Annotated in this window: 25 protein-coding genes and 1 pseudogene; 16 read left to right on the top strand and 10 right to left on the bottom strand. The window is 65.3% G+C overall.

The genetic code is table 11. The features are described 5' to 3' along the window. Nucleotides 1–23: 23 nt before the first annotated feature. Nucleotides 24–956: a 5-dehydro-4-deoxyglucarate dehydratase gene (gene kdgD / locus E5X34_RS05060; RefSeq protein WP_292561870.1), complete on the top strand. Its 933-nt coding sequence runs from the start codon at nucleotides 24–26 to the stop codon at nucleotides 954–956. A gap of 17 nt (nucleotides 957–973) precedes the next feature. Here kdgD and E5X34_RS05055 read toward each other — a convergent pair whose 3' ends face one another. After that, nucleotides 974–1,705, bottom strand: coding sequence for a FadR/GntR family transcriptional regulator (locus tag E5X34_RS05055; RefSeq protein WP_292561867.1), 732 nt, complete (start codon nucleotides 1,703–1,705; stop codon nucleotides 974–976). 152 nt (nucleotides 1,706–1,857) lie between these two features. Here E5X34_RS05055 and E5X34_RS05050 point away from each other — a divergent pair, with 152 nt between their 5' ends. Continuing rightward, entirely contained in the window at nucleotides 1,858–2,688 is an 831-nt protein-coding gene (locus tag E5X34_RS05050; protein WP_292561864.1) for an NAD(P)-dependent oxidoreductase, read from the top strand. Between the two features lies 1 nt (nucleotide 2,689). Here the strand turns inward: E5X34_RS05050 and E5X34_RS05045 are convergent, their stop codons facing one another. Further along, a complete protein-coding gene (locus E5X34_RS05045; RefSeq protein ID WP_292561862.1) occupies nucleotides 2,690–4,282 on the bottom strand; it encodes a GMC family oxidoreductase N-terminal domain-containing protein in 1,593 nt (530 codons plus the stop codon). Nucleotides 4,283–4,493: 211 nt separating this feature from the next. Between E5X34_RS05045 and E5X34_RS05040 the strand changes: the two genes are divergently transcribed. From E5X34_RS05040 to E5X34_RS05025, 4 genes are all read left to right on the top strand, one after another. Further along, nucleotides 4,494–5,576 (top strand): sugar ABC transporter substrate-binding protein, encoded by a 1,083-nt coding sequence (locus E5X34_RS05040; protein ID WP_292561859.1) that lies wholly within the window; start codon nucleotides 4,494–4,496, stop codon nucleotides 5,574–5,576. A 106-nt stretch (nucleotides 5,577–5,682) separates the two neighbouring features. Continuing rightward, nucleotides 5,683–6,723, top strand: a complete 1,041-nt coding sequence (locus tag E5X34_RS05035) for an ABC transporter permease (protein ID WP_292561856.1) — start codon at nucleotides 5,683–5,685, stop codon at nucleotides 6,721–6,723. A gap of 5 nt (nucleotides 6,724–6,728) precedes the next feature. Then, a complete protein-coding gene (locus E5X34_RS05030) occupies nucleotides 6,729–8,231 on the top strand; it encodes a sugar ABC transporter ATP-binding protein (protein ID WP_292562371.1) in 1,503 nt (500 codons plus the stop codon). Between the two features lie 4 nt (nucleotides 8,232–8,235). After that, nucleotides 8,236–9,204, top strand: coding sequence for an ABC transporter permease (locus E5X34_RS05025; RefSeq protein WP_292561853.1), 969 nt, complete (start codon nucleotides 8,236–8,238; stop codon nucleotides 9,202–9,204). An 83-nt stretch (nucleotides 9,205–9,287) separates the two neighbouring features. Here the strand turns inward: E5X34_RS05025 and gloA are convergent, their stop codons facing one another. Further along, on the bottom strand, nucleotides 9,288–9,701 hold the full coding sequence (gene gloA, locus E5X34_RS05020; RefSeq protein WP_095080570.1) for a lactoylglutathione lyase: 414 nt from the start codon (nucleotides 9,699–9,701) through the stop codon (nucleotides 9,288–9,290). Nucleotides 9,702–9,862: 161 nt separating this feature from the next. Between gloA and E5X34_RS05015 the strand changes: the two genes are divergently transcribed. Next, nucleotides 9,863–11,305, top strand: coding sequence for an FAD-binding oxidoreductase (locus E5X34_RS05015; protein WP_292561851.1), 1,443 nt, complete (start codon nucleotides 9,863–9,865; stop codon nucleotides 11,303–11,305). A 3-nt stretch (nucleotides 11,306–11,308) separates the two neighbouring features. Next, nucleotides 11,309–12,094: a FadR/GntR family transcriptional regulator gene (locus E5X34_RS05010; protein WP_292561848.1), complete on the top strand. Its 786-nt coding sequence runs from the start codon at nucleotides 11,309–11,311 to the stop codon at nucleotides 12,092–12,094. Nucleotides 12,095–12,155: 61 nt separating this feature from the next. Here the strand turns inward: E5X34_RS05010 and E5X34_RS05005 are convergent. Continuing rightward, nucleotides 12,156–13,067, bottom strand: a pseudogene (locus E5X34_RS05005) (NAD(P)-dependent oxidoreductase); the annotation flags it as partial. A gap of 98 nt (nucleotides 13,068–13,165) precedes the next feature. Between E5X34_RS05005 and E5X34_RS05000 the strand changes: the two are divergent. The 4 genes from E5X34_RS05000 to E5X34_RS04985 all read left to right on the top strand — a co-directional run bounded on the left by E5X34_RS05000 (nucleotide 13,166) and on the right by E5X34_RS04985 (nucleotide 17,470). Further along, the gene (locus E5X34_RS05000) at nucleotides 13,166–13,909 is read left to right on the top strand and encodes an FCD domain-containing protein (protein ID WP_292561845.1); all 744 of its coding nucleotides are present in this window, start codon (nucleotides 13,166–13,168) and stop codon (nucleotides 13,907–13,909) included. A 265-nt stretch (nucleotides 13,910–14,174) separates the two neighbouring features. Continuing rightward, entirely contained in the window at nucleotides 14,175–15,161 is a 987-nt protein-coding gene (locus E5X34_RS04995) for an aldo/keto reductase (RefSeq protein ID WP_292561842.1), read from the top strand. Between the two features lie 5 nt (nucleotides 15,162–15,166). Next, on the top strand, nucleotides 15,167–16,030 hold the full coding sequence (locus E5X34_RS04990; RefSeq protein ID WP_292561839.1) for an amidohydrolase family protein: 864 nt from the start codon (nucleotides 15,167–15,169) through the stop codon (nucleotides 16,028–16,030). A gap of 243 nt (nucleotides 16,031–16,273) precedes the next feature. Then, on the top strand, nucleotides 16,274–17,470 hold the full coding sequence (locus E5X34_RS04985; RefSeq protein ID WP_287307195.1) for an IS256 family transposase: 1,197 nt from the start codon (nucleotides 16,274–16,276) through the stop codon (nucleotides 17,468–17,470). A 153-nt stretch (nucleotides 17,471–17,623) separates the two neighbouring features. Here the strand turns inward: E5X34_RS04985 and E5X34_RS04980 are convergent, their stop codons facing one another. Together E5X34_RS04980 and E5X34_RS04975 are read right to left on the bottom strand one after the other, a co-directional pair. After that, nucleotides 17,624–18,169, bottom strand: coding sequence for a YbhB/YbcL family Raf kinase inhibitor-like protein (locus tag E5X34_RS04980; protein WP_292561833.1), 546 nt, complete (start codon nucleotides 18,167–18,169; stop codon nucleotides 17,624–17,626). A 360-nt stretch (nucleotides 18,170–18,529) separates the two neighbouring features. Further along, nucleotides 18,530–19,747: a PLP-dependent aminotransferase family protein gene (locus E5X34_RS04975; protein ID WP_292562369.1), complete on the bottom strand. Its 1,218-nt coding sequence runs from the start codon at nucleotides 19,745–19,747 to the stop codon at nucleotides 18,530–18,532. Between the two features lie 370 nt (nucleotides 19,748–20,117). Between E5X34_RS04975 and E5X34_RS04970 the strand changes: the two genes are divergently transcribed. Both E5X34_RS04970 and E5X34_RS04965 read left to right on the top strand, forming a co-directional pair. Next, nucleotides 20,118–20,432, top strand: a complete 315-nt coding sequence (locus E5X34_RS04970; RefSeq protein ID WP_042642850.1) for a GYD domain-containing protein — start codon at nucleotides 20,118–20,120, stop codon at nucleotides 20,430–20,432. 23 nt (nucleotides 20,433–20,455) lie between these two features. Further along, a complete protein-coding gene (locus tag E5X34_RS04965) occupies nucleotides 20,456–20,749 on the top strand; it encodes a DUF718 domain-containing protein (protein ID WP_292561829.1) in 294 nt (97 codons plus the stop codon). 114 nt (nucleotides 20,750–20,863) lie between these two features. Here E5X34_RS04965 and E5X34_RS04960 read toward each other — a convergent pair whose 3' ends face one another. From E5X34_RS04960 to E5X34_RS04950, 3 genes are all read right to left on the bottom strand, one after another. Then, nucleotides 20,864–21,019 (bottom strand): DUF1127 domain-containing protein, encoded by a 156-nt coding sequence (locus E5X34_RS04960; RefSeq protein WP_082056316.1) that lies wholly within the window; start codon nucleotides 21,017–21,019, stop codon nucleotides 20,864–20,866. A gap of 501 nt (nucleotides 21,020–21,520) precedes the next feature. Next, on the bottom strand, nucleotides 21,521–21,976 hold the full coding sequence (locus tag E5X34_RS04955) for a GFA family protein (RefSeq protein WP_292561826.1): 456 nt from the start codon (nucleotides 21,974–21,976) through the stop codon (nucleotides 21,521–21,523). A gap of 173 nt (nucleotides 21,977–22,149) precedes the next feature. Beyond that, nucleotides 22,150–22,701 carry an isochorismatase family protein gene (locus tag E5X34_RS04950; protein ID WP_292561824.1) on the bottom strand — a complete coding sequence of 184 codons (552 nt, stop codon included), beginning with the start codon at nucleotides 22,699–22,701 and terminating at the stop codon, nucleotides 22,150–22,152. Between the two features lie 143 nt (nucleotides 22,702–22,844). On the opposite strand from E5X34_RS04950, the gene E5X34_RS04945 reads away from it, so the two are divergent. Continuing rightward, nucleotides 22,845–23,354, top strand: coding sequence for a hypothetical protein (locus tag E5X34_RS04945; protein ID WP_292561821.1), 510 nt, complete (start codon nucleotides 22,845–22,847; stop codon nucleotides 23,352–23,354). A 29-nt stretch (nucleotides 23,355–23,383) separates the two neighbouring features. Here E5X34_RS04945 and E5X34_RS04940 read toward each other — a convergent pair whose 3' ends face one another. After that, nucleotides 23,384–24,292 (bottom strand): LysR family transcriptional regulator, encoded by a 909-nt coding sequence (locus E5X34_RS04940; RefSeq protein WP_292561818.1) that lies wholly within the window; start codon nucleotides 24,290–24,292, stop codon nucleotides 23,384–23,386. Nucleotides 24,293–24,390: 98 nt separating this feature from the next. Here E5X34_RS04940 and E5X34_RS04935 point away from each other — a divergent pair, with 98 nt between their 5' ends. Continuing rightward, nucleotides 24,391–25,620 carry an MFS transporter gene (locus E5X34_RS04935; protein ID WP_292561816.1) on the top strand — a complete coding sequence of 410 codons (1,230 nt, stop codon included), beginning with the start codon at nucleotides 24,391–24,393 and terminating at the stop codon, nucleotides 25,618–25,620. The last annotated feature ends 51 nt before the right edge of the window (nucleotides 25,621–25,671 follow it).

Below are 25,671 nucleotides of genomic sequence, written 5' to 3'. Positions count from 1 at the left end.
GGCCCTTGCATGGAGCACACCCTTTGACCTTCTCTCCGACCGAACTGATGAAATCCCTTGGCCGCGGACTGCTGTCCTTTCCGCTGACTTTCTTCGACCGGAACGGCGCCTTCAACGAAGACGGCTATCGCGCCCATGTCGCCGCTCAGGGCGCCGCCGGAGCGAGCGGGCTTTTTGCCGCCGGCGGCACCGGCGAGTTCTTTTCGCTGACGCTCGAGGAGTACAAACGCGTCGTGCGCTCGGCCTCGCACGAAGTGCCCAAGACCCTGCCGCTGCTCGCCGGCGTCGGCTATGGCACGCATATGGCGGTGGAGTTCGCCAAGGCGGCCGAGGCCAATGGCGCCGATGGCCTGCTGGTGCTGCCGCCCTATCTGGTCAAGTCCGAGCAGGAGGGCCTGCGCCGCCATCTCACCACCATCTGCCGCGCGATCGGCATCGGCGTGATCGCCTACAACCGCGACAATGCCATTCTGACGCCCGAGACGCTCGAGCGCGTGGCGCAGGATTGCCCTAACTTGATCGGCTTCAAGGACGGCGTCGGCGACATCGAGCTGCTCACCGCCACGCGCTATCGCATGGGCGACCGGCTGGTCTTCATCGGAGGCATGCCGACGGCCGAGGTCCATGCCAGCGCCGCGGCGGCGATCGGCATGACGACCTATTCGTCGGCCATCTACAATTTCGCGCCCGAGGTCGCGCTGCGTTTCTTCAACGCCTTGCGGGCAGGCCGCAAGGCCGAGGTCGACGATCTCATCCGCTCGTTCTTTCTGCCCTATCTCGCCATCCGCAACCGGCGCGCCGGTTATGCAGTGTCGATCGTCAAGGCGGGCGCGCGCATTGCCGGCATCGACTGCGGACCGGTCCGCTCGCCGCTGCTCGACCTGACAGCGGATGAGGAACGCCAGCTCGCCGCCCTTATGCAGGTCTGCAAGATGCCGGTGGCCGAGATGGCTTAGGTCTGATGGATCCTGTGTTACCGGCTTGCCGGACCGTCGACCATGCGGCGATAGCGCTCGCGGCCCGCTTCCAGATGCTCGCGCAAGGTGAAGCGGGCGGCTTCTACATTCTGCCGCTCGATGGCCTGGTAGATGCGGCGGTGCTCCGTCTGGACCTGCTCCAGATACAGCCGCCGCTGCTCCGGCGTTTCGTCGCGCGGGCGCATCAGCTGGCGCGGAATGATGACGGGTCCGAGGAAATGCATGAAGCGTTCGAAATAGGGGTTGCCGGTGGCGGACGCGATCGCACGGTGGAAGGCGAAATCCGGCTCGATGGCGCTCTCGCCCGCCGCGATCGAGGCGTCGATGGCATCGAGGCAGTCGCGCATGCGGGCAAGATCGTCGTCGCTGCGCTTCTCGGCGGCGATGCCGGCGGCTTCCTGTTCCACCGCCAGCCGAAGCTGCAGCACGTTCTGCACTTCGGTCAGCGAGGTGAGCTCGTCGGAGATGATGCGGAAGGTGGTGGCGGCCTGATGATCGGCGACGAACACGCCCGCCCCCTGGCGGCTGACAACAAGCCCTTCCGAGCGCAGCGAGGCCATGGCTTCGCGGATCACCGTGCGGCTCACGCCGAATTGCGCAATCAGCTCCTGCTCGGTCGGCAGTTTTTCGCCGCTCGTCAAGTGACCGGCTCGTATTTCGCGCGCAAACCAGTCCGCAACCTGCGCAGTGCGGCTGATCTGCGGGGGAAGGCCAAAGGAACGTTTCATCGTCGCCAAGCAATAAACGAACCGCATTTGCTGGCAAGTCATAATTTGTCTGGTGATATGATGAGATTTTCAACGGCCGTGCCGAAGGCAATCTGTGCGGTCCTTCGCGGGTGCGCGCAAGTATCGGCGTAGGGACCGGGAAAGGGCAGGCCATGATGGCTTCCACAAAACCTGTGTTGTTGACCGGGGCATCCGGCACGATCGGAAGGCTGCTCTCGGCCAGGCTGGCTTCACTGGGCTGGACGTTGCGGCTCACCGATGTCGCGCCCTTGCCGATCCCGTTGCCGGACAGGGCAAGCTTCACCCTGGCCGATCTCGAGGACCAGAAGGCGGTGGATGAACTAGCCGAGGGCTGCGGCCTGATCCTGCATTTCGGCGGCATCTCCACCGAGCAACCCTTCGAGACCGTGCTCGGCCCAAACATCCGCGGCGCCTACCACATCTACGAGGCGGCGCGCCGGGAGAAAGCGCGCGTCGTGTTCCCGTCCTCGGTGCATGCGGTCGGCCTCTACGAGCGGACCGAGATTCTTGACCAGGATTGCCTGCTCAGGCCGGACGGCTATTACGGCCTGTCGAAGGCCTATGGCGAGATGCTGGCGCGGCTCTATTTCGACAAGCATGCGGTGGAGAGCGTACTGATCCGCATCGGTTCCGTGCTGCCGGAAGTGCCCGACGAGCGCATTCTCTCGACCTGGATATCGCACGACGATTTCGTGCGGCTGATCGCACGTTGCGCTGAAGCGGAGCGCGTCGATTGTTCCGTGATCTGGGGCCAGTCCAACAACAGCCGCGGCTTCTGGCGAAAGGATGCCCGCAAGAAGCTCGGCTGGACGCCGCAGGACAGTTCCGACGGCCAGGCCGAGCGTGTGCGCGGCAAGGTGACCGACAACCCGGTGGTCGAGCGCTACCAGGGCGGCAAGTTCATCGTCGTCGACTACAGCCGCGCGGATTTTCCGCCACGCGAGATGTTCGAGAACGAGTGAGCTATGCCGCCGGTGTCTTGCCGATGATCATATCCGCCGCCTTCTCGGCGATCATGATCACCGCTGCGTTGGTGTTCGACGACACGATCCGCGGCATGACCGAGCTGTCGCAGACGCGCAAGCCTTGCAGCCCGCGCACACGCAGCTCCGGATCGACGACGCTGCCCGCATCGCCGCCCATGCGGCAGGTGCCGACCGGATGGTAGGCGCTGCGGCCATGCTCACGGGCAAAGGCTTCGAGCGCCGCGCGGCCTTGGCATCCCGCACCCGGCAGGTGTTCGCGGCTGATGTATTTGGCAAAGGCCGGCTGCGAGAGGATCTCGCGGCTGATCTCGATGCCGTCGATGGCGCGCTCGAGGTCGTAGCGCTCGGCAAAGGGATTGGGATCGATGACCGGCGCATCGCGCAAATCCGCCGAGCGCAGTGCCACGCTGCCGCGCGAGCGCGGCCGAACATGGTAGGAGTTCAGCGTGCAGCCGTTGCCGCCGGGAACCGAGCCGATGCCTTCCTCGACGCCGGCGCCGGGCAGGAAGTGGAACTGGATGTCGGGCGTCTTCTCGGCGCGGTCGCCCCACCAGAAACCGCCGGCCTCGACGATGTTGGAGGCAACCGGTCCTTTGCCGAACAGCGCGTATTCGAGACCGGCAACGGCCTGCCAGCGCTTCTTCTTATAGCGGTCGATGCCGTGCGGCCCATTGAGTTCGGCGACAACGTCGACGTCCATATGGTCGTGCAGGTTCTGGCCGACGTTTTCCAGATCGTGAACCACCTTGATGCCGTGCTGGCCGAGATGCGCGGCCGGGCCGATGCCGGACAGCATCAGGAGTTTCGGCGAGCCGATGGCGCCCGCGGTCACGATCACCTCGCGTTCGGCGCGCATGAGCTCGGTGCGGCCGTTGGCGATGATCTCGACGCCAATGGCGCGGCCGTTCTCGACAACGACGCGGCTGGCCGTGGCGTCGGTGCGCAGTGTCAGATTCCCGCGGCCGAGCGCGGGTTTCAGATAGGCGACCGCCGTGCTCGAGCGCCTGCCGTTGCGCGTCGTGGTCTGGTAAAAGCCGGCGCCTTCCTGCTCGCCGGCATTGAAGTCGGCGCGGAAGGGCAGGCCGGCCTGCTGCGCCGCCTTGACGAAGATCCGAGTCAGCGGGTGCGGTGCGCCGCTGGAAACGCCGAGCGGACCGTCGATGCCGTGCTCACGGCCGGCGAAGGTGTCGTTGCCCTCGGACCGGACGAAATAGGGCAGCACATCGGCATAGCCCCATCCGGTACAGCCGAAGTCGGCCGCCCAGCCGTCATAGTCCTGCGGGCAGCCTCGCGTGAACACCTGGGCATTAATGGACGAGCCGCCGCCCAGCACCCGTGCCTGCGGGTAGACCATGACGCGGCCGTCGATCTCCTTGCCGGGCGCGGCGTCATAGCCCCAGATCAGCGGTCCCGACGTCATCTTGAAGAAGCCGACGGGCATATGGATGTAGCGGTCCGTGTCGGGCGGACCGGCCTCGAGCAGGACGACCGACAGGCCTGGATCCTCGCTCAGCCTGGCGGCAAGAACGCAGCCGGCCGAGCCGCCGCCAACGATGATATAATCCGCCATTCTCGCTCCCTTGCCGAGGCGAAGTCAGTGCCTCGCTCTTCATGCGCGCGACGATCTCAAGTCGCTTGTGCCGCGTCAAGAGAAAGAGTATGGTTGCAGTGTTGAAGGGTTGTCATACAAGTAGAGGAGATTGACGACCCTCGCTGGAGGACCCGGCCGCGCGCCCTGCGCAAGCGCCGGGCGGCAAATAAATTCAATCGGGAGGTTCGAAATGAAGGACAGCAATGGTCTTGTTTTTTCCGGCAGGGTCAGCCGCCGGACGCTGATGCTGGGCGCCGCCGCCGGCGCGGTGACGCTGGCGATGCCGAACATATTGCGCGCGGCCGACAAGCCGACGCTGGTGACGTCGATCCGCTCGTTGTCCAATCCCTATCACGCGGTGTGGAAGACCGGCGCCGAGGCCTATGCCAAATGGGCCGGGCTGGAGCATGTCACGCTGGTTTCGGAAGGAAACAGCGAGAAGGGCATCGCCGACATCAAGGCGATGCTGGCCAAGACCAACGGCAACATGGTGCTCAATTCCGACCCCAACGACACGCCCGACGCGCGCCCGATCGTCGAAGCCTGCGCCAAGGCCGGCGCCTATGTGGTGACGCAGTGGAACAAGCCGGCGGACCTGCACCCAAAGGACTTCAACCCGAACTATGTCTCGCATATCGAGTTCGACGGCATCGCCAGCGGCAAGACCATCGCCGAGATCCTGTTCAAGACGATGGGCGGCAAGGGCGGCATCGTCGCGCTCGGCGGCCTGATCTCGACCACGGCCGCGATCGAGCGGAAGAAGGGCCTCGATGCGGCGCTTGCCGCCAATCCCGACATCAAGCTGCTCGACTTCCAGGTCGCAAACTGGAAATCCACCGAGGCCTTCGACCTGATGGGCAATCTGCTGACCCGCTTCGGCGACGACATCAAGGGCATCTGGGCCGCCAATGACGACATGGGCTCCGGCGCGCTCGAAGCGCTGCGCGCCGAGAACCTCGCCGGCAAGGTGCCGATCGTCGGTGTCGACGGCATCAAGACGGCAGTCGACGCGGTGCGCACAGGCGAGTTCGCCTGCACGGTCACCTCGGATCCGTTCTGGCAGGGCGGCATGGGGCTTGCGATCGGCTACAACGCCAAGATCGGCAAGTTCGACCCGGCCAAGGAGCCGCCGGAGCACCGCGAATTCTACGGCAAGGCGGTGCTGATCTCGCACGACAATGTCGAGGAATATTACAAGACCAATGTCGAGTCGAAGCCCGAGATTGACTGGAACGATCTGTGGGGCCGGGTGACCGGAGCGATCCGCGCCTGACCCGTTGGGGCGGGCCGGCTTCTCCCTGGCGGCCGCCCGCTCTTTCTTGCCGGCGTCTTGCGCCCGTGGCCACGACGCCTGTCACCAGCAGACGGGAAGCGGTTTCTTGACAATCCAGACAGAACCCCTGAAGTCCGTTTCGGACATCGAGCGGACGACGCTTATGACATTCCTCTCCGGCCGCATCGCCAGCATGCTCGGCGGCAGGCGCTGGCGCAGGCTCGCGCCGCTGGCGGTGCTGGTCGTGCTGTGCATTCTGATCACCATCGCCAATCCCAATTTCATCGAGCTGCGCAATCTGGTGCGGCTCGCGAACTCCGCCGCGGTCCCGCTGACACTGGCGATGGGGCTGACCTTCATCATCCTGATGGGCAGTATCGATCTTTCGGTCGAGGGCACGCTGTCCGTGGCGGCGATGGTGGTGGTGCTGCTGGCCGCCAATGACAGCAACGGCAACGACTATGGCTGGTGGGCGGTGCTGGCGGCGGTCGCCGCGGGCACGATCATGGGGCTGATCAGCGGCCTCGTGCAGACGATGCTGCGCATCCCATCCTTCATGGCGACGCTCGGCATGTGGTTCATCGGGCTCGGCCTGTCGGTCTACATGCTGGGCGGCTCGGCCATCCGCCTCAATGACGCTTCGATCCGCGACCTCGCCTTGCATCGTTTCCTCGGACTGCCGCTGGCGGTTTGGGTCGCGGTCGGGGCCTTCGTGCTCGCCGCGATCATCCAGTATCACACCCGGCTCGGCCGCCACATATTGGCCATCGGCGGCGACGAGGACGTGACCAAGCTCTCTGGCGTCAACGTCACGCGCGTGCGCATCGCGGCCTTCGCGCTGGCGGGTTTCTTCTTCGGCATTGCAGGCGTGCTCGCCGCGGCCCAGCTCGGCCAGTCGCATGCCGTCATCGGCGACGGCAGGCTGTTTGCGGCGGTCACGGCCGTGGTCGTCGGCGGCACGGCGCTGACCGGCGGCGAGGGAGGTGTCGTCAATACGCTGATCGGCGTGCTGATTGTCACCGTCCTCGCCAACGGCATGATCCTGCTGGGCATCTCGCCTTATATCCAGCAGACTGTGCAGGGCCTGATGATCATCGCCGCGGTGGCGCTGTCGCTCGACCGCGTTCGCCTCAAGATCGTGAAGTGACCGCCATGCTGCAGGCGTCGAACATCATCAAGAATTTCCCCGGCGTCCAGGCGTTGCGCGACGTCTCCATAGAGGTGCGGCCAAACGAAGTGGTGGGGCTGATCGGCGAGAACGGCGCCGGCAAGTCCACGCTGATGCGGCTGCTAGCCGGCGGCTACCGGCCGGATGGCGGCACGATTACCCTTGACGGCGAACAGCTCAAGCTGCGCAACGCCCGCGACGCGGCCAGGCACGGCATCGGCATGGTGTTCCAGGAGCAGTCGCTGGTTCTCAACCTGACCGTCGCCGAAAACATCTACCTGGGCGAGGAAGACCGCTTCACCCGCTTCGGTCTCGTCAATTGGCGTGCCATGAACGCCGCAGCGCGACGGCAGCTCGCCAAGATCGGCGTCGACATCGACGTCACCGCGCGCACCTCCGAGCTGACCTTCGCAGCGCGCCAGATGGTCGAGCTCGCCAAGGCGCTGACGCTGGAGGAGATGGTCGAGCGTCCATTGCTTATCCTGCTCGACGAGCCGACCTCGGTGCTCAACGCCGCCGATATCGAGGTTCTGTTCGCGCGGGTGCGCTCGCTGAAGTCCCGCGCCAGCTTCGTCTTTGTTTCGCACCGCCTCGACGAAGTGCTGGCGATCTCCGACCGCGTCTACACGATGAAGGACGGCGCGGTCGTGGCTGAGCACCGCGCCACGCAAGTCACCGCGCCGGAGCTGCACGAGATCATGGTCGGGCGCGGGCTGCAGGCCGAATATTACCGCGAGGCGCGCCAACAGCCGCCGGGCGACAAGATCATGGTCGAGGCCAAGGGCCTGGGCGCTAACGGCTTCTATCACGGGGTCGATCTTTCGATCCGCGCCGGCGAGATCGTGGGCATCGCCGGCGTCGTCGGCTCCGGCCGCGAAGAGGTGACCCGCACCATCGGCGGATTCCTGCCGCATGACGCCGGCGAGATGAAGATCGCCGGCGAGCCGGTGCGCTTCGGCTCGCCGGAACCGGCGGTGCGCAGGGGTATCGGCTATGTGCCACGCGAGCGCAGGCTGGAAGGGCTGGTGATGTTCCTGTCGATCGCCGAGAACATTTCGCTGGCGGACCTCTCGAGCGTCATGCGCAACGGCGCCATCGACTACGCGAAGGAGCGGCGGCTTGCCGCCGACTGGATCAAGCGGCTCAGCATCAAGGCGCCCGGACCGGACGCCGCCTGCCGCAAGCTCAGCGGCGGCAACCAGCAGAAGGTGGTGCTGGCGCGCTGGATGACGGCCGGCTCGCGCATCCTGGTGCTTGATCATCCGACGCGCGGCCTCGATGTCGGCGCCAAGGAGGAAGTCTACGAGCTGGTGCGCGATCTCTCCGAGCAGGGCGTGGCGATCCTTCTGATCTCCGACACGCTGGAAGAGACGATCGGCCTGTCGCACCAGGTGCTGGTGATGCGCGACGGCGAGATCACCGCGCGCTTCAATGCGAGCCCCGGCAACAAACCCAAGCAGGTAGACCTCTTGCGAGCGATGGTGTGAGCCGATGAACGAGGTTTTTTCCATCAGGCAGGTCTTCGAAGGCAAGTGGACGCAAGGCGCCATACCGCTGGTCCTGCTCGTCGCCTTGCTGCTGATCATCGAGATCGCCGCGCCCGGCTTCCTGACCGGCGAGACGCTGGCGCTGCTCTTCGCCAACACCGCCGTGCTGTTCATTCTGGCCACCGGCGTCACCTTCGCCATCCTGCTCGGCGGCATCGACCTGTCGATCCAGGCGGTGGCATCGCTGGCGAGCGTGATGCTGGCGCAATTGCTGCCCTCGCTCGGCTTCGCCGCCTTTCCGGTGGCGATCCTGTCCGGCCTCGCCTTTGGGCTGCTGAGCGGCATCGTGCATGTCAAGCTACGCGTGCCGTCCTTCGTCGCGACCTTGGCCACCGGCGGCGTGGTCACCGGGCTGGCGCTCTGGGTTTCCAACGGCCGCGCCATCACCATCGAGGAAGCAGGCCGCGAAAAGACCGCCTGGATCAACGCCACGATTTTCGGCCTGCCGATGGTGGTGCTGATTTCAGCGCTGATCGGCATCGCGAGTTTCCTGGTGCTGCGCTATACGCGCTTCGGCCGCCAGGCGATCGCGGTCGGTGCCGGCGAACCGGCGGCCTGGGCCGCGGGCATCAATGTCGACCGCACCAAGATCATCGCCTTCGCGGCGTCGGGGATGCTGGCGGCCGTCGCCGGCGTCGTGCTGGCGGCCAGGCTGTCTAGCGGCTCTCCGGTGCTCGCCAACCAGCTGCTGCTGCCGGCCATCGCCGCCGTCATTGTCGGCGGCACTGCGATCACCGGCGGGCTGGGTGGCGTCGCGCGCACCGCGGTCGGCGCGCTGATCATCTCGATCGTGCGCATCGGCATGACCTTCGTCGGCGTCAATATCTTCCTGGAGAACATGGTGTTCGGCGCGGTCCTGATCGCCGCCGTCGCCATCACTATCGACCGCAGCAAGATCGCGGTCATCAAGTGACGTACCGATCCGCACCGCCTCCCAAGCAAGCGCGGACGGAAAGGGACCGCATCGGCGCGAGGCCGGTGCGGTCCGGGCTGAATTTACTGCATTGTGTCCAGGCCGATCAGCTCGATCTTGTAGCCGTCCGGATCCTCGACGAAGGCGATGTGGGTGGTGCCGTGCTGCATCGGCCCGGGCTTGCGCGGGATCTTGGCGCCGCGTTTTTCCAGCTCGGCGCAAACGGCGTAGATGTCGTTGACGCCGAGCGCCAGATGGCCGAAGCCGGTGCCGATCTCATAGGGTTCCTCGCGGCCCCAGTTCAGCGTCAGCTCGACGACCGCTTCCTTGTCCTCCGGCCCGTAGCCGACAAAGGCATTGGTGAACTTGCCGCCGGGATAATCCTCGCGGCGCAGCAAGGTCATGCCGAGCACTTCGGTGTAGAAGGCGATCGACTTGTCGAGGTCGAGCACCCTGATCATGGTGTGCATATAGCGAAAGCCGGGGGCGTCGCTCATTGGGAAAGTCCTCCGAATTCAGTGATTTGCCGGTCTGACCATCTACATCAAACGGCTTCGGGAAGCACGGCGTCGCTTGATGTTCTAAATCAGGGTTGTATGATAACACGACAAGATTGGTGGTTGTCCAGTCGTTTTCCGGAAGGGTCCAGGTTCAGTTCATGAATGCCGTGCAGCCCAATTCCGCATCGCTGATCGCCGCCCTCACCGGCGTGCTGTCGGATGGCGGGCTACTGACCGAGGCAGAGGACCTTGTCCGCTACAGCCGCGACTGGTCGGGCGACCATTTCGGCCGCCCGCTGGCGGTGGCGCGGCCCAGCTCGGTGGAAGAGACGTCGGCGCTGATGAGGCACTGCCATGCCGAGCGCATCCCCGTCGTGCCGCAGGGCGGGCTGACCGGCCTTGTCGGAGCGGCGGTGGCGGCTGATGGCAACGAGGTCGTCGTCTCGTTGGAGCGCATGAACAGGATCCGCTCGATCAGCCCGATCGACTTCGCCATGGTGGTCGAGGCCGGCTGCATCCTCGAGGATGCCAAGCGCGCTGCCGAGGAGAGCGACTGCATCCTGCCGATCACCTTCGGGGCGCAGGGCAGCTGCCGCGTCGGCGGCAATGTCGCCACCAATGCCGGCGGCTTCAACGTGCTGCGTTACGGCATGACGCGCGACCTTGTGCTCGGCCTCGAAGTTGTGCTGGCCGACGGCCGGATCTGGAACGGACTGAAGGTGCTGCGCAAGGACAATCGCGGCTATGATCTGAAGCAGGTCTTCATCGGTTCGGAAGGCACGCTCGGCATCGTCACCGCCGCTGCGCTGAAGCTCTTCCCCAGGCCGACGCAGATCGAAACGGCGCTCGTCGGCTTGCGGTCGGTCGAGGACGCGATGGCGCTCTATGCGCGAGCGCGGCGCGGCTGCAGCGACCTGCTCACCGCCTTCGAGCTGATCCTGCGCGGCGGCATCGAGATCACCATGCGCGAGGGCAAGGATTTCCACGAGCCGCTCGGCAAGCCTTACCCCGCCTATGTGCTGATCGAGGTTTCGTCCGGAGGACTGATCGACCTCAAGGATATGCTGCTGAGTTTTCTCGCGGGCGTCGAGGATCTCGTCGAGGACGGCATCGTGGCATCGACCCGGGCGCAGGGCGAGCGCCTGTGGCTCTACCGCGAGATCATGGTCGAGCGGCAGGGGCGGGGCGGCCGCTATCTGCGCACCGACGTCTCCGTGCCGATCTCGAAGCTTGCCGATTTCGTAACCGATGCACTGTTCGAATTGGGGCGGGCGAGACCCGACGCGCTGCCCGTCACCTACGGCCATGTCGGCGACGGCAACATCCATCTCAACGTCGTGCCGCCGGAGGGCATGGGGGCCGAGGCGATCGAGCATCTGTTCGAGGAGGGGGAAGCGGAGATTTTCGCCGTGGTCGACCGCTATGGCGGCTCGATCAGCGCCGAGCACGGCATCGGCCGGGTCAAGCAGCGGGCCTTTCTCGACCGCATCGATCCAGTGACGCTCGATCTCGCGGCAGGCATCAAGGACGCGATCGATCCGCGCCATATATTGAGCAACGGCCGCATTCTGGCGTCCGCATCCGCGCTCGACTATAGGTGAGCGATGACGCTGAAGCTCGACAAAGTCAATCGCGGTCCGCATCTCTCCACCCTGGTGGCGAGTTCCATCTCGCGCGAGATCGCGCAGGGGCGGCTGAAGCCCGGCGATCAGCTTCCGACCGAACAGGCGCTGGCGACCACATTCGGGGTCAGCCGCAACGTGGTGCGCGAAGCGATCGCGAGGCTGCGCTCGGAAGGCCGCATCTGGTCGCAGCAGGGCAGGGGCGCCTTCGTCGCCGACGCCACCAACGCCACGGTGCTGACGATCGACTATGAGACGTTGCAGCGCGCGGATTCCTTCCGCAATCTTTTCGAGCTGCGCGGCATGCTGGAAGTGCAGATCGCCGCGCTGGCCGCGACCCGCCGCTCCGATGCGGATATCGCGGCGATGGAGCAGGCGCTCGATGGGATGCGCACGGCTCCCTATGGCAGCGTCGCCTGGCTGAAGAACGATCTCGGTTTCCACCGCGCCGTCGCAGAAGCGACCCAGAACCCCTATATGGGCCAGTTTCTCGTCTTCGTCTCGGAGCGGGTGCGCGAAAGCATCCTGGCCGCCGGAAACCAGCAGAAGTCGGACGACATGGCGCGCACGACACTGGGCGAGCACGAACGCATCCTGGCGGCGATCAAGGCCGGCGACGCAAAGGGCGCGAGCGCTGCCATGACGCGGCATCTCGCGGGCGCCGCCTCACGCGTTGGACTGCCGGGAGGCGAGGCCTCGGCGAAGCCAGCGTCGCCGGCGCGGCATTCGCGGCTGCGGAAGGCAGTGCGCGGGCAGGCGGCCGGGTAGGCAGCGGCTCAGCCCGCCCGGTCAGCGCCAGCCAAAACGGAGAGAAGCGCCCTGTGCGATTTCACTCAGCCGCCGGCTCAACCAGCGACACCCCGTTCAACCCGGCGACGATATCCGACAGCGCCGGCACGAATTTTTCCCCGTGCCCCGTGGCCACCGCCGTGGCAAAACCGTTGCGGACTACGGCGCCGACCGGGTTGGCGATGCCGGCGGCCTGGGCGAAGGAGGCGAGGTAGGTCATGTCCTTCAGCGCATTGGCGATGGCAAAGCGCTGGGCGTTTTCGTTGCGGTTCAGCACGAAGTCGAAGAAGGCCTGGTAGAAGCCGCAGTCCATGCGACTGCCGGAGATGACGCTGTTGAAGACCTGCGGCGTCAACCCGGCCTTGGCGCCGAGCGTCAGCGCCTCGGAATAGATCGCGGAATAGCCCATCGAGACGAAATTGTTGAGCAGCTTCATGGTGTGGCCGCTGCCCGTCGGGCCGGTGTGGACGATGCGCGCGGCGAAGGCTTCGAGCACTGGCCGCGCGCGGGCGACCGCTTCCGCCGCCCCGCCGACCATGACGTCGAGCTTGCCCTCGGCGGCTTCCTTGGGCGTGCGCGCAAGCGGCGCGTCGATCAGCGTCACGCCTTGAGCTGCAAGTTCGGCGGCGAGAGCGATCGTCGAGGACGGGTTGGAGGTAGAGCAGTCGATGATGAGCAGCGGTTTGTCGGCAGCCGTAAGCCCCTCCGGACCCTTTACGACCGCTTCCACCTGCGGCGAGCCGGTGACGCAGAGGACAACGATGTCGCAGCCTTCGGCGAGCGCGCGCGGCGTCGCCGACTGGCGGGCGCCAGCGCTGACAAGCTTCAGCGCCGCCTCCTGGTTGCGGTGCGCCCACACCGTCAGCGGCCAGCCCTTGGCCAGAAGGTTGGCCGCCATGCCCGAACCCATCGCGCCCAGTCCGATAAAGCCGATTTGCTGCTTCATGTTGGTCCTTCCTTGCTGTTGGGCTCAAACAAACGAAAGATTGCCGTTGCAACCAAGCGGTGCGATCCTTGGCGTAAGAATCGATTTAACGGGCCGGTTTTCCGATGACGGATCGCGAGCAAGCAATGTTCGGCGCCATTCGCCAGTCCCCCAACCTCAGGGGCGAGCTGGTCGACAAGTTTGCCGCGCAGATCGAGGCTGGCGATCTTGCGCCGGGACAGCGGCTGCCCACCGAGCAGGAGATCGTCAACGCCACAGGCGTGAGCCGGACCGTGGTTCGCGAGGCGTTGGCTTCGCTGCGCGCGCGCGGGCTGATCACGACGCGGCAGGGCCTCGGCGCCTTCGTGGCCCAGGAGCCGCCGCCGAAAACCTTTTCGATCGTGCCGACGGATGTCGAATCGATCGACGAGATCCTGGCGGTGCTTGAGCTGCGCATGGGCGTCGAGGGAGAGGCGGCGGCGCTGGCAGCCACGCGCCGGACCGCCAAGGACCTTGCGCTCATGGCCAGGCAGCTCGACGCCATCGACCGCGCGATCGCCGAAACCGGTCTCGCCGCGACCGAGGATGCGGCTTTCCATCGGGCGATTTCGCTCGCCTCGCACAACGCCTATTTCAGCCGGCTTTTCGACACGTTCGGCACCGCGATGATCCCGCGCCAATGGACGCAGTTCGATCGCCTGGAGCCCGACGAGCGCGAGCGGCATTTCGAGCGCACGCGGCGCGAGCATCGGGCGATCCACGACGCCATAGCGGCCCGCGACGCCAAGGCGGCGCAGCGCGCGATGCGGCTGCATCTTTCCCGTTCCTACAAGCGCTTCGAGCAGCTGCGCGACAGCGCTGGGAAGTAAATCGGGCAAGGCCGCTCGACCGGTTCGTGGCTTGTATCGATCGGCGGCGGCGGCGGCTTGACGGTCCAAGTCGGGTTGACATCGATCGCCGACGCGCGCCGATGCCAGGAATATCCTGTTGCCCTCCAGCCTGCCGGTAGATTCAAGACCGCCGCTTTTCGTCATCACCTTTGCATGCTTACAGGGTTGTCATACAACTATCCGGTCTGATATTCCTGCGGGCACGACCCGTCAAGACGACGTTGGCTTTGAGGAGTAAGTTTCTATGCATCAAAGGCGATTTGGCCGCACCGGCTGGCAAGTGTCGGAAATCGGCTTCGGCAGTTGGGCGATCGGTGCCGACTGGGGCGACGTCGAGGAGAAGGACGCTATCGCGGCGCTCAACGCCGCGCTCGATTCAGGCGTGACGATGATCGACACGGCCGATGTCTATGGCGACGGCCGGGCGGAAAAACTGATCGCGAAGACGCTGAAGAGGCGGGGCGGCGCGAGGCCGATGGTCGCCACCAAAGCCGGCAAGCGGCTAAACCCGCATGTCGCTTCCGGCTACAATCGCCAGAACCTGACCAGCTTCGTCGAGCGCAGCCTGCGCTATCTCGAGGTCGACGTGCTCGACCTGGTCCAGCTCCACTGTCCGATGACGGAGGTCTTCTACCAGCCCGAGACGTTCGAGGCGCTGGACAGGCTGGTCGAGGAGGGCAAGATCCGTCACTACGGCGTCAGCGTCGAGAAGGTCGAGGAAGGCATCAAGGCACTGCAATATCCCGGTGTCGTCAGCGTCCAGATCATCTACAACATGTTCCGGCAGCGACCCGCGGAGCTGTTCTTCGACATGGCGCGCCAGAAGGATGTCGCCATCATCGTCAGGGTGCCACTGGCCAGCGGGCTCTTGTCCGGCAAGTTCAAGAGCGATTCCAGTTTCAGTGCCAAGGACCACCGCAACTACAACCGGCAGGGCGAGGCCTTCGACGTCGGCGAGACATTCTCCGGCGTGGACTATCAGGAAGGCCTGCAGGCGGTCGAGGAATTGCGGCCGCTGCTGCCGCCAGGCGCGACAATGGCGCAATGGGCGCTGCGCTGGATCCTGATGAACCCGGCGGTGACGGTGACCATTCCGGGCGCCAAGTCCGTCCGGCAGGCGCAGGAAAATGCCGCCGCGTCCGACCTGCCGGCGCTGTCGCCGCAAGTGATGGAGCGCATCGCCGACATCTATGAGCGGCGCATCAAGGCCTCTGTCCACCAGCGCTGGTGAGCGCCATGGGCACCGGCAATCCCCTGGTGATCGACGGCCATCAGCATTTCTGGGACCCGGCGGACGGATCCTGCGGCTGGATGACGGAAGACTATGCCGCCATCCGCCGGGTGTTCTCGCCCGACGACCTCAGGCCGGCGCTTGCCGCGGCCGGCGTGGACCGGACCATCCTGGTCCAGGCATGGCATTCGCTCGACGAGACACGCGCATTCCTGGAGACGGCCAGCCGGACCGACTTCGTCGCCGGCGTCGTCGGATGGGTCGACCTCACCGACCCCGAGGTGGCGGCCACCTTGTCCGAGCTGAAGGCGCGGCCGGATGGCCGCTATCTGGTCGGCATCCGTCACCTCGTCCATAACGAGGCGAATCCGAACTGGCTGCTGCGCGCGGACGTCCAGCGCGGGCTGGCTGCGGTCGCCGAGGCCGGGCTGGCCTATGACCTGCTGTTGAAGGAGCCGCAGATTCCCGCGGCCCTGGAGGCGGTCGGGCGGCATCCGAATCTGCGTTTCATCGTCGACCACATCGCAAAGCCGCGCATTGCGCAGCATGCGATGGAGCCATGGGCCGGATTGATGCAAGGTTTCAAGGCGCATCGCGACCACGTCTGGTGCAAGCTGTCCGGGATGGTCACGGAGGCCGACTGGCGGCACTGGAAAAGCCAGGACCTGCAGCCCTATGTCGACGCGGTGCTTTCGATCTTCGGGCCGTCGCGATGCCTGTTCGGCTCGGACTGGCCGGTCTGCCTGGTCGCCGCCGACTATCAATCGGTCAAGCGCGCCCTCGACGATTGCCTCTCCGGGCTGACGGGCGAGGAATGGTCGCAGATTTTTGGCGCTTCCGCCATCGAGGCGTACCGCTTGCCGCTGTGACTGTGGCAAGGCTCTGAGCCTCCGCCTTGGCGTTTGCAGGGCCACTTTTCATCATCACAATGACCGCGGCGCATGTCTCTGCGTTGGGCATCCTTGTCCGGCGCCTCGCACCGACTGCGATGAACTTCCCAACCCAAGCTTAGATGGTAGTGTGCTGAGAGTTCTGCAAATTCGCTGAGAGAGGGCGGTCATGGCAGGCTGGTGATGTTCAACGTCACCGATTCCCTCGCGAGGAACGCCACCATGACCAAGAGTGAAGGTAAGACCGCCAGCGCCGCCGTCAAAGACATTCTTCTTTCGAATCCCGACGAGCTGGGTGAAGTGATCCGCACCGTGCTGCAGGAAGTTCTCGAGGCCGAGATGGACGAGGCGCTGGGTGCTTCGAAGAGCGAGCGCACCCCGGAGCGTCTCGGTTACCGCTCAGGCCACTACGGCCGCACGCTTATCACCCGTGTCGGCAAGCTCGAACTGCGGGTTCCGCAGGACCGGGCTGGTCGCTTCTCCACCGAGCTGTTCGAGCGCTACCAGCGTTCCGAGCGCGCCTTGGTTGCGACGCTGGCGGAGATGTACGTGCAAGGCGTATCGACCCGCAAGGTCAAGGCGATCACCGAGGAGCTGTGCGGCCATGCCTTCTCGGCCTCCTCGATCTCGGCCATCAACAAGCGGCTGGACGAGAGCCTGCAGGCCTTTGCTGAGCGGCCGCTTCAAGAGCCGTTTGCCTATCTCATCCTCGACGCCCGCTACGAGAAGGTGCGCGAGGCCGGCGTCGTCATGAGCCAGGCGGTGCTGATCGCGGTCGGCATCGACTGGGATGGGCGGCGCCAGATCCTGGCTGTGGAGATGGCCAATCGCGAGAGCCGTTCGGCCTGGAAGGACTTCCTCGTGGCGCTGAAGGCGCGCGGCCTCAGGGGCGTCGAGCTGGTCGTGTCCGACGATCATGCCGGTCTCGTCGCGGCGATCGGCGAAGTGATCCCCGAAGCTGCCTGGCAGCGCTGCTATGTCCACTTCCTCAGGAATGCGCTCGACCATCTGCCGCGCAAGCACGGCGACGACTGTCTGCAGGAGCTCAGATGGCTTTATGACCGGCGCGACCTCGCCGAGGCCAAAGCCGATCTCGCCGCGTGGCTGGCCAAATGGTCGGCGCGCTATCCGCGGCTGACCGCCTGGGTGGAAGAGAGCATCGACAACACGCTCACTTTCTTCCGCCTGCCGCGCCAGCACCATAAGCACTTGAAGAGCACCAACATGCTGGAGCGCCTCAACGAGGAGATCAGGCGCCGCACCTATGTCGTACGCATCTTCCCCAACGCCGAAAGCTGCCTGCGCCTGGTCAGGGCGCTCGCTGTCGAGACCCACGAAAACTGGATGGAGGCCAATCGCTACATCAACATGGACGACCTGCGCGAGCACAAGAAGCTCGCTCTACGCCAAGCCGCATGACCAGCAATATGGCCGCCCCCTTTTTGCAGAACTTGACGCACACAACCAAAGATTTAGCTGACTGTAGCTGGAAAGGCTGGCGGGACAGCGCCCCCTCTGCCCTGCCGGGCATCTCCCTCACAAGGGGGGAGATTGGCTGCCACCGGCGCCCTGCTACCTCCCGTAAGTATACGTCACCGTCGCCTCGCCCAGGGCCGAGCTTTTCGCCGCCACCGAGACCATATCCGGCAGGGGATTGTCCGGCATGCGCAGCGTCTTGTCACCAAGCGCGTAGAGCGTGAAGACATAGTGATGCTGTCCGCTGCCGGGCGGCGGACATGGGCCAAAATAGCCGGCGCGGCCGACGCCGCCCTTGCCCAGCACCGAGCCTTTGGGCATGTGCTTGCCGCCCTCGGCGCCGGCGCCCTCACCCAGGCCCTTGGCGCTGGCCGGGATGTTCCAGGCCAGCCAGTGCCAGAAACCTTTGCCGCCATTGGCGTCGGTGTCGAACATGGTCAGCGCATAGCTTTTGGTACCGGCCGGCGGGTCCTTCCAGGCGAGCGCGATCGAGACGCTCTTGCCGCCGCAGCCGGCCTTGTCGCCGAGATATTTCGCATTCCATTTGCCGTCGGCGACCGACGGGCTGGAGATCTCGAACGCCTGCGCCTGGCCGGCTAAGGCGACAAGGGCAAGCATGGTCAAGCCGAGACGCAAGGTCATCTGATCCTCCCTATGGAGCGTTTCACCGTTTCACGGAAACGGCGAACCGCTCTATCCCTTTGTTCTGACGCAATTCCGGACGGAAACCGCTGACACTTTTCCTGGAATTGCTCCAGCGTAGCGCAAAAGCGGCCCGAAAAAGGGCAAGCCGGCACGCTGACCGCCGCGGCAACGAAAAAAGCCCCGCCGGTGGAGGCCGTCGGGGCTCTTTCGTACAGACCTTGGAGGTGGGACCCCAGGGTCGGGTCGATCCAGGGGGTGTTGGATCGGCCGCGACCCTAGCCGAGGAATGGGCCGCGCGGACAATCACGCCTGCGCACTACCAATCACGCCTGCGCGAGGCGACGGTGATTGGAAGGCCTAACCCCGCAGCAGCTTCGCCAGCCGCGGCACGCCGTCGTTCACCGCGCGGTCATCGGCAAGCGTGAACGACATGCGCAGCGTGTTGCGGCCGGTGCCGTCAGCGTAGAAGGCGTTGCCCGGCACGAAGGCGACGCGCGCCTCCTTGACCGAACGCGCCAGAAGCTCGGTGGCGTCGGCGCCTTCCGGCAGCGTCAGCCAGACGAACATGCCGCCTTCCGGCCGGCTCCAGGAAATGCCGTCGGGCATGTTGGCCTGAAGCGCGCCGAGCAGCGCGTCGCGCCGCTTGCGGTAGGCGCCGATCAGCTTTTCCACCTGGGCGTCGAAGATGGTGTCGGCGACGCGGTGCATGACCATCTGGTTGATCGAGGGGCTGTGCAGGTCGGAGGCCTGCTTCATCAGCACCAGCTTCTCAACGACATGGCGCGGCGCGCAGACCCAGCCGACGCGCATGCCGGGCGACAGGATCTTCGAGAAGGACCCGCAATAAAGCGTGCGCGCCTGATCGATGCCGCCGGAACGGGCGCAGTCGAGCGCCAGGATCGGCGGCACGCCCACGCCGTCGTAGCGCAGCGCGCGATAGGCGGCGTCCTCGATGACGGCGATGTCGAGCTCGCCGGCGAGGTCGAGCACCGCCTCGCGCTGCCTGACATCCAGCGTGTTGCCGGTCGGGTTGGCGAAATCCGGCACCAGATAGGCGAACTTCACCTTACCGCCCCCTTTTGAAAAAGTGCTGGGCACCGCCGCGGCGGCGCGGTAGGCCTCGGGCGTCATGTTGCCGCCGGCGGTGTTCAGCCGGTCATAGCGCGGCTCGTAGGCGTTGAAGGCCTGCAACGCGCCGAGATAGGTCGGCCAGGTGACCAGGGCCGTGTCCCCTGGCGACAGGAACAGCTTGCCGAGATAGTCGAGCGCCTGCTGCGAGCCGGAGGTGATGAAGATGTTGCCCTCGTCGCATTGAACGCCGAGCTTGCCCATATAGGTGGCCAGCCATTTGCGCAGCGGCAGATAGCCCTCGCTGACCTGGTATTGCAGCGCGGTCCCCGCCTCCTTGCCGCCCAGCACCGCCTGGTAGGCGTCGCCGATGGCCTGCGCGGGAAACAGCGACGGGTCCGGGATGCCGCCGGCGAAGGAGATGATGTCGGGCTGGTCGAGCAGCTTCAGCAGCTCGCGGATTTCCGAGGCTTTCATGCGCGACGAGCGCGAGGCCAGAAGGTTCATCAGGGTCAAGGCGCACCTCCCGCAGTGCTTCTATTTAGGTCAGCTTGGTTGACCTATTATCAGGCCATATCGCCCGCGTGAATACACAAAACGGTCATGGCGCATCGTCGAGGCGACATTTGGCCCACGGATTTCCGCAAATGCTAATGGAAAATTGGGTCATCGGCTTCCGGCAGATGGCCGATGGCAGATTGCCGTTATATTAGAAAAGGCGCATATTACGCCAAGCCGGAGCCTCGCTGCGGTTGAGCCGCCGCCGGCCGTGTTGCCCAAGCGGTCCACAGACCAGTCAAATGTAAGGAGAAACAGGCACGTCCGTGCTGCCCTCATCATTGGGTGGCCGAGGCAGTGATATCTGGAGGAGGATCCCATGAAGGTTACCATACTGGCGACTTACGAACCCCATGCCGCCAAGGGGCTGATGCAAGGATCGAACCGGGAAGTCGCAATCGCGGCGCTGTTTGAAAGCGTGGGCGGCAGGATGAACAGCCTGATGTTCACGCGCGGCCTCTATGACGTCATCGTCAATGGCGAGGTGCCGGACCAGATCGCCGGAATGGGGATGACGCTTGCCGTGCGCGCGAGCGGCTCGGTGAGCGATCTCGTCGTTCTGGAAGAGCTCGACATGAAGGCGGTGATCGCGGCCGCCAACAAAGCCGCCGGCGCCTACAAGCCGGCCGGCTGATATCTCATCGAACGGAGGACGCAGTGACCGCCTACAACGTAGTCCGCTTTCGAACCAAGCCAGGCTTGGAGAAGGCCTTCGTCGAAGCACATGAAAAGGTCTCGCTGAACACCAAGGGCTTTCGCAAGGGCGCCTTGATCAAGACCGGCGAGCGCACCTTCTGCATGGTCGGCGAATGGAACGACATGGACAGCCTCGCCGCGGCGCGCCCGATGATGATCGGCATTCTCGACACGTTCCGCGATATGCTCGAAGACCTGGGCGGCGATCTCGGCGTGACGGATCCGGTGTCCGGCACGGTCGTTGCGGAGATATAGGGTCAAGGCGCCACCGTTTGGCACCGGCCGGACCGCCCTCGCGCGGCCAGCCGGCGCCGTCGGCACCAAGCGCCGCGAGATGCCGGCGCACTGCGTGGCGCCTTGGCATTCGTCTCAGAACGGCAACCGAATCTCGTCGTCCTGCGCGGCCTGCGGCCAGCCGATATCCTTGCGGATCTCCGGCGGCAGCTCGTTCAGCTCGCGCATCGTGCGGCGGCGCTTGCTGGCCTGCGCGAAGGCGGCACGGATCCGGTTGAGACTTTTGAACATGGACAGCTCCCATAAATAGGCGGCGCAAAACCGGCGCCTCCTCTTCACCCGGCGCCGCTTTTGCAATGCGTCTGTAACCAGCCGATTGCGCGCGAACGGTGAAATGCCTCACGAAGCCGGAGCGGCTTGAAACATTTGTGTGCAAACTGATTTTCGGGATCGGCCATGCGGCCTGTGTGACAGGCAGGAGGCTTTTATCGGCTGCAACGTCAGGCACCTAAAGCGCGTCGCTACAGGGGTCACCAGGAATCGCGGATCGCCGGGCTACTTTCTCGCGCAAAAGGAAGAAGGAAAGAGCCGCCATATACCGTTTTCGCGGAAGTTTCAGCGAGCGGCAAATGTGCCATGGTGAAGTCTGCGGTATGAGGCCGCCGTGGTCGACGCGGACGCCCAAGCACATCCCCAACAATGCGCCCCCAACGGCCGCGTCGACCATGATAGGAAATGCCGACGGCGACCAGCCCAGGGTCGCCGTTTGCTTTTGGCCAGACTCCCTTCCGATCAGCCTTTGGTGCCGGCGTATTCGGCGACCAGCCCCTCATATTCCTCGAAGGCGGGCAGCGCTTCGTAGCTGTGCACGGCCGGTGTCGCCGCCCAGGGCAGTTTCTCGGCGGTCCAGGTCTCGATGAAGGGCGCGAACCAGGCATGGTCGTCGAGCATGGTCGGGCGCAGATTGACGAACCAGTCGATCCCTTCTGGCCGCGTGAACATCCAGCTCATGCAGTAGCCGCAGAAATAATGCTTGGAGGCCCCATGCAGGCCGCCGATCACCGGCTCACCCTTCGTCACCTCGAAACCTTCCGACGGGATCGCCGCGCTCAGGGAATAGGCGCTGGACGACATACGCTGGCAGCCGATGCAGTGGCAGGCCATGGTGAGCAGCGGTTTTGCCGAGATCTTCAGGCGCACGCGGCCGCAGCGGCAGCCTCCTTCGGCGGGAAGAGCAAGGGTGGGCAAGATAGGCTCCTTGGGTTGGGGTTTCCCCTTCTCCCGCTCTGGAGAAGGTTTCGTTGAAGGTGTGGGCGCTCCAGGGAAAGCCGGCGTCTCACTTCGCTGGAACACCCCTCATCCGTCTCGGCGCTATCGCGCCGATCCACCTTCTCCCACAGGGGGAGAAGGAGAAGGAGCGCTCAGCCTTCCGTCAACTCCGCCGTCGTCGTCATGCGCGCGCCCTGGCCGGCAAAGGCCTCATTGTGGCGGGCGATGATGGCGGGCGCCTTCTCCTCGATCGAATCCAGCGTCGAATGCGCGTCGGAGACCACGGTGACGCCCAGGCCCTCGGCCAAGGCGCCCTTGACGGTTGCGGCGACGCAGAAATCGGTCTGGGCGCCGATGAGCACGACGTCCTTCGCGCCCTGCCCCGCCACCCATTCGGCGAGCTCGGGATTGGAGAAAGCGTTGCCGACGCTCTTGCAGAAGGTCGGCTCGTCGGCCGCTTGGCCGAGCAGCGGCCAGACCGGCCAGCCGGAGGCGCCTGGCGCCAGCGGATCGCCTTCCGGCCCGTCATGGCGGATGAACGCCACCTTGCGGCCGGACCTGCGCGCCCAGTCGATCAGCGCGCGCGAGCGCTCGGCGATGGCATCGGCGTCATGGATCGGCGGGTCGAAACGACCGTCGAACATGCCGGTCTGCAGGTCGATGACGATGAGCGGCGCGGCGGCGGAGGGAGCGGTGTCTGGCATGGCGGCGAAGATAACGTGGGCGGGAGATGGGTCAAGGACGAGGCAGGAGCGAGCAAGCAGCAACTCGCGCCAACTCAGATGCAATTTTCGGTTGCATTTATAAACCGTTGCAACTAACGTGACCAAAGGATCGGGGGATGACAATGGATGAACAATACACCGTGTTCCTAATCGGAGGAGACACGGGAGGTAACGAGCAGGCGGTGTTCACGCCGCAGAATGTGGGGACTCGGTGCAGGCTCACTTGCAGCTATCGCGACAAGGTCATCGTTGCCGAGGAAGACGATTATTTCGAAGCCCTGTGCCAAATCCGCAAGCAGCTGGAATTGGACGGGATACTGCCCTTTTGTTATGGCGCGAGTGCGAATGTTTTCCCTGAAGGCACCGTGACAGGGATGAGTCGTGGATTGGTGGTCTGCAAGGTGAAAACGGGGGAGCGTCCCAAGGAGAGCGACTTAGTCAATATATTTGACGATGGTTATGATGTGATGCCCGTATTCGTCTCCATGCAGCAGCAGTTTTGGGATTCGTGGCTCGCCTCCCTGCCCCGATCGCAAGACCCGGAAATAGCGAACTCGACGGACGGTGTAGCCCGCTCCCTCTGGCAATCTCTAACGCTTGGGTTTGCCAAAGTACTGAAAGCGCTTTTCTAGGATCAGGGGGAAGATAAGGCGCCTGGCTTTTACGACATCAGCGGCATCGGGCCCTTCAGCGCCTCGGCCAGCGCGTCGCGGAAGACCGCGATCGGGCGTGCCAGCCTGCCGGCCGGCGGGCGGTGCAGGAGCCAGCAGCGCACCTGCGGCTTGAAGCCGGGGCAGTCGACCACCTCGACCGCGTCGCGCCATTGGCTGCTCGCCAGCGCGCCGAGCGTGACGACGCCGATGCCGTGGCCGCGTGCCACCAGCGACATCCTTAGATCCGCGCCCTGCGCCTCGACGCCGACATGGAAAGGCAGCCGCGCCACCTCGAAGCGGTGGCGGATGAAGGCGCGAAAGCCGCAGCCGGTTTCGTTGAGCACCCAGGGGTAGCGCGCAAGATCGTTGAGCTCGGCCGGCTTCGGCACGCCGAGGCTTGGCGAGGCCACCAGAAGCACCGCCTGCACGCCGAGATCCTCGCCGACGAGTTCGGGCGGCGGCGCGACGCCCTCGGCGAGGCAGACGGCCACCGCGTCGATTTCGCTGTGCAGCACCTGCTCCACCAGGCGCGGCGAGAGGCTTGATGTAATCCTCAGGGTCAGTTGCGGGAAGGCCGCCCGAAGACTGTCGAGCGGCTCGGACAGCGCGCTGGTCGAGAGATAAGGCATGATGCCGAGGCGGAACTCGCCTTTCACCTCGCCCGCCGGCGAGACGCCCGCCTTGAGATCCTCCAGCGAGCGCAGCACGCGGCGGCCATGCTCATAGGCCTCGCGGCCGGATGCGGTTGGTTTGAGCGGCTTCGACTGGCGGTCGAGCAAGGGCGTCGCCAGCTGCTCCTCGAGATTCTGGACCCGACGCGTCACGCCGGGCTGCGTGAGGTTGAGCCTGGCGGAAGCACCGACGATGGAGCCGGTCTCGACGACGGCGACGAAGGCTTCGAGGTCGTGAATGTTCATGCGTATCTCGCATAATCATTATTAGATCATTTGAATTGTAGCATTATGCTTCCATGGAATAAAGTCCCCTCATGATATGCGCACAATGAGGACTCGCAATGGACGGATCAGACTGCACGCAAGCCACCACGGCGTTCGCCGCGCCGTCCACCGGCGCTCAAACCATCACCAGGGCGCAGACGCTGCTATTCGCCGGCTCGGTCGGCATCATCGTCACCAACATCTTCGCGCCGCAGACGCTGGTCGGGCTGATCGGACCGTCGCTGGGGGCAGCGGCATGGGAAGGCGGCCTCGTCTCCATGGCCACCCTGCTTGGCTATGCCGCCGGGCTGTTCTTCCTGGTGCCGCTCGCCGACCTCGTCGAGAATCGCGTGCTGGTGCTGCGCATGCTGGGCACTGGCGTGCTCGCTGCGGCGATCGCCTCCGTCGCGCCGTCCGCGGCTTCGCTGCTGCTGGTGCTGTTTGCACTCGGCGCGGCGTCCTCCTGCATCCAGGTGCTGGTGCCGGTCGCGGCCTCGATGGCGCCGCCGGGAGCGGACGGCCGCGTCATCGGCGATGTCATGACCGGGTTGATGATCGGCATCCTGTTGTCGCGCCCGCTGGCCAGCCTCGTCGCCGACGCCTTCGGCTGGCGCGCCTTTTATGGCATCGTCGCCGCGACGCTGGCGCTGCTCGCCATCTTGCTCGGCTTCGCCATGCCGAAGCGCCGGCCGCTGGCGCATGCGAGCTATGCGGGGCTCATCGCCTCGCTGCTCGCGCTTCTGCGCCAGGAACCGGTGCTGCGGCGGCGCGCCTTCACCGCCAGCCTGGCGATGGCCGGCTTCAGCGTGTTCTGGACGGCGGTGGCGCTGAGGCTTGCAGCACCGCCCTTTGATCTCGGCCAGAAGGGCATCGCGCTGTTCGCGCTGGTCGGCGCCGGGGGTGCGGCGGTGACGCCGCTGTTCGGCCGCGCCGGCGACCGCGGCTGGACGCGGCCGGCGACGGTCGCCTGCCATTTGGTGCTCATCGCCGCGCTCGCGCTCGCCGCCTTCGCCGGCGCCGCCAGAGCCGGCGGCGCATGGCTGCCGCTCATCCTGATGGGCGCCAGCGCGGTGCTGCTCGATATCGGCGTCATCGGCGACCAGACGCTCGGCCGCCGCGCGGTGAATCTCCTACAGCCCAAAGCGCGCGGCCGCATCAACGGGCTGTTCGTCGGCATCTTCTTCATCGGCGGTGCGATCGGCTCGCTGCTGGCCGGCCTTGCCTGGGCCTGGGGCGGCTGGAACGCGGTGTGCGCGGTTGGTGCGGTGTTCGGGGTGGCGGCGCTGGTGGTGGACTGGGTGGCGTAGCGCAATCTCCTCCTTCTCCCCTTGCGGGAGAAGGTGGCCGCGAAGCGGCCG

Source organism: Mesorhizobium sp., from assembly GCF_004963255.1.
GTDB lineage: Bacteria > Pseudomonadota > Alphaproteobacteria > Rhizobiales > Rhizobiaceae > Mesorhizobium.
This window is presented reverse-complemented; position numbering and strand designations above follow the sequence as displayed.

Coding starts and splice junctions, on each gene's coding strand:
- E5X34_RS05055 (WP_292561867.1), bottom strand. CDS start 1,705: ATGAAACGTTCCTTTGGCCTTCCCCCGCAGATCAGCCGCACTGCGCAG.
- E5X34_RS05050 (WP_292561864.1), top strand. CDS start 1,858: ATGATGGCTTCCACAAAACCTGTGTTGTTGACCGGGGCATCCGGCACG.
- E5X34_RS05045 (WP_292561862.1), bottom strand. CDS start 4,282: ATGGCGGATTATATCATCGTTGGCGGCGGCTCGGCCGGCTGCGTTCTT.
- E5X34_RS05040 (WP_292561859.1), top strand. CDS start 4,494: ATGAAGGACAGCAATGGTCTTGTTTTTTCCGGCAGGGTCAGCCGCCGG.
- E5X34_RS05030 (WP_292562371.1), top strand. CDS start 6,729: ATGCTGCAGGCGTCGAACATCATCAAGAATTTCCCCGGCGTCCAGGCG.
- E5X34_RS05025 (WP_292561853.1), top strand. CDS start 8,236: ATGAACGAGGTTTTTTCCATCAGGCAGGTCTTCGAAGGCAAGTGGACG.
- gloA (WP_095080570.1), bottom strand. CDS start 9,701: ATGAGCGACGCCCCCGGCTTTCGCTATATGCACACCATGATCAGGGTG.
- E5X34_RS05015 (WP_292561851.1), top strand. CDS start 9,863: ATGAATGCCGTGCAGCCCAATTCCGCATCGCTGATCGCCGCCCTCACC.
- E5X34_RS05010 (WP_292561848.1), top strand. CDS start 11,309: ATGACGCTGAAGCTCGACAAAGTCAATCGCGGTCCGCATCTCTCCACC.
- E5X34_RS05000 (WP_292561845.1), top strand. CDS start 13,166: ATGACGGATCGCGAGCAAGCAATGTTCGGCGCCATTCGCCAGTCCCCC.
- E5X34_RS04995 (WP_292561842.1), top strand. CDS start 14,175: ATGCATCAAAGGCGATTTGGCCGCACCGGCTGGCAAGTGTCGGAAATC.
- E5X34_RS04990 (WP_292561839.1), top strand. CDS start 15,167: ATGGGCACCGGCAATCCCCTGGTGATCGACGGCCATCAGCATTTCTGG.
- E5X34_RS04985 (WP_287307195.1), top strand. CDS start 16,274: ATGACCAAGAGTGAAGGTAAGACCGCCAGCGCCGCCGTCAAAGACATT.
- E5X34_RS04980 (WP_292561833.1), bottom strand. CDS start 18,169: ATGACCTTGCGTCTCGGCTTGACCATGCTTGCCCTTGTCGCCTTAGCC.
- E5X34_RS04975 (WP_292562369.1), bottom strand. CDS start 19,747: ATGAACCTTCTGGCCTCGCGCTCGTCGCGCATGAAAGCCTCGGAAATC.
- E5X34_RS04970 (WP_042642850.1), top strand. CDS start 20,118: ATGAAGGTTACCATACTGGCGACTTACGAACCCCATGCCGCCAAGGGG.
- E5X34_RS04960 (WP_082056316.1), bottom strand. CDS start 21,019: ATGTTCAAAAGTCTCAACCGGATCCGTGCCGCCTTCGCGCAGGCCAGC.
- E5X34_RS04950 (WP_292561824.1), bottom strand. CDS start 22,701: ATGCCAGACACCGCTCCCTCCGCCGCCGCGCCGCTCATCGTCATCGAC.
- E5X34_RS04945 (WP_292561821.1), top strand. CDS start 22,845: ATGGATGAACAATACACCGTGTTCCTAATCGGAGGAGACACGGGAGGT.
- E5X34_RS04940 (WP_292561818.1), bottom strand. CDS start 24,292: ATGAACATTCACGACCTCGAAGCCTTCGTCGCCGTCGTCGAGACCGGC.
- E5X34_RS04935 (WP_292561816.1), top strand. CDS start 24,391: ATGGACGGATCAGACTGCACGCAAGCCACCACGGCGTTCGCCGCGCCG.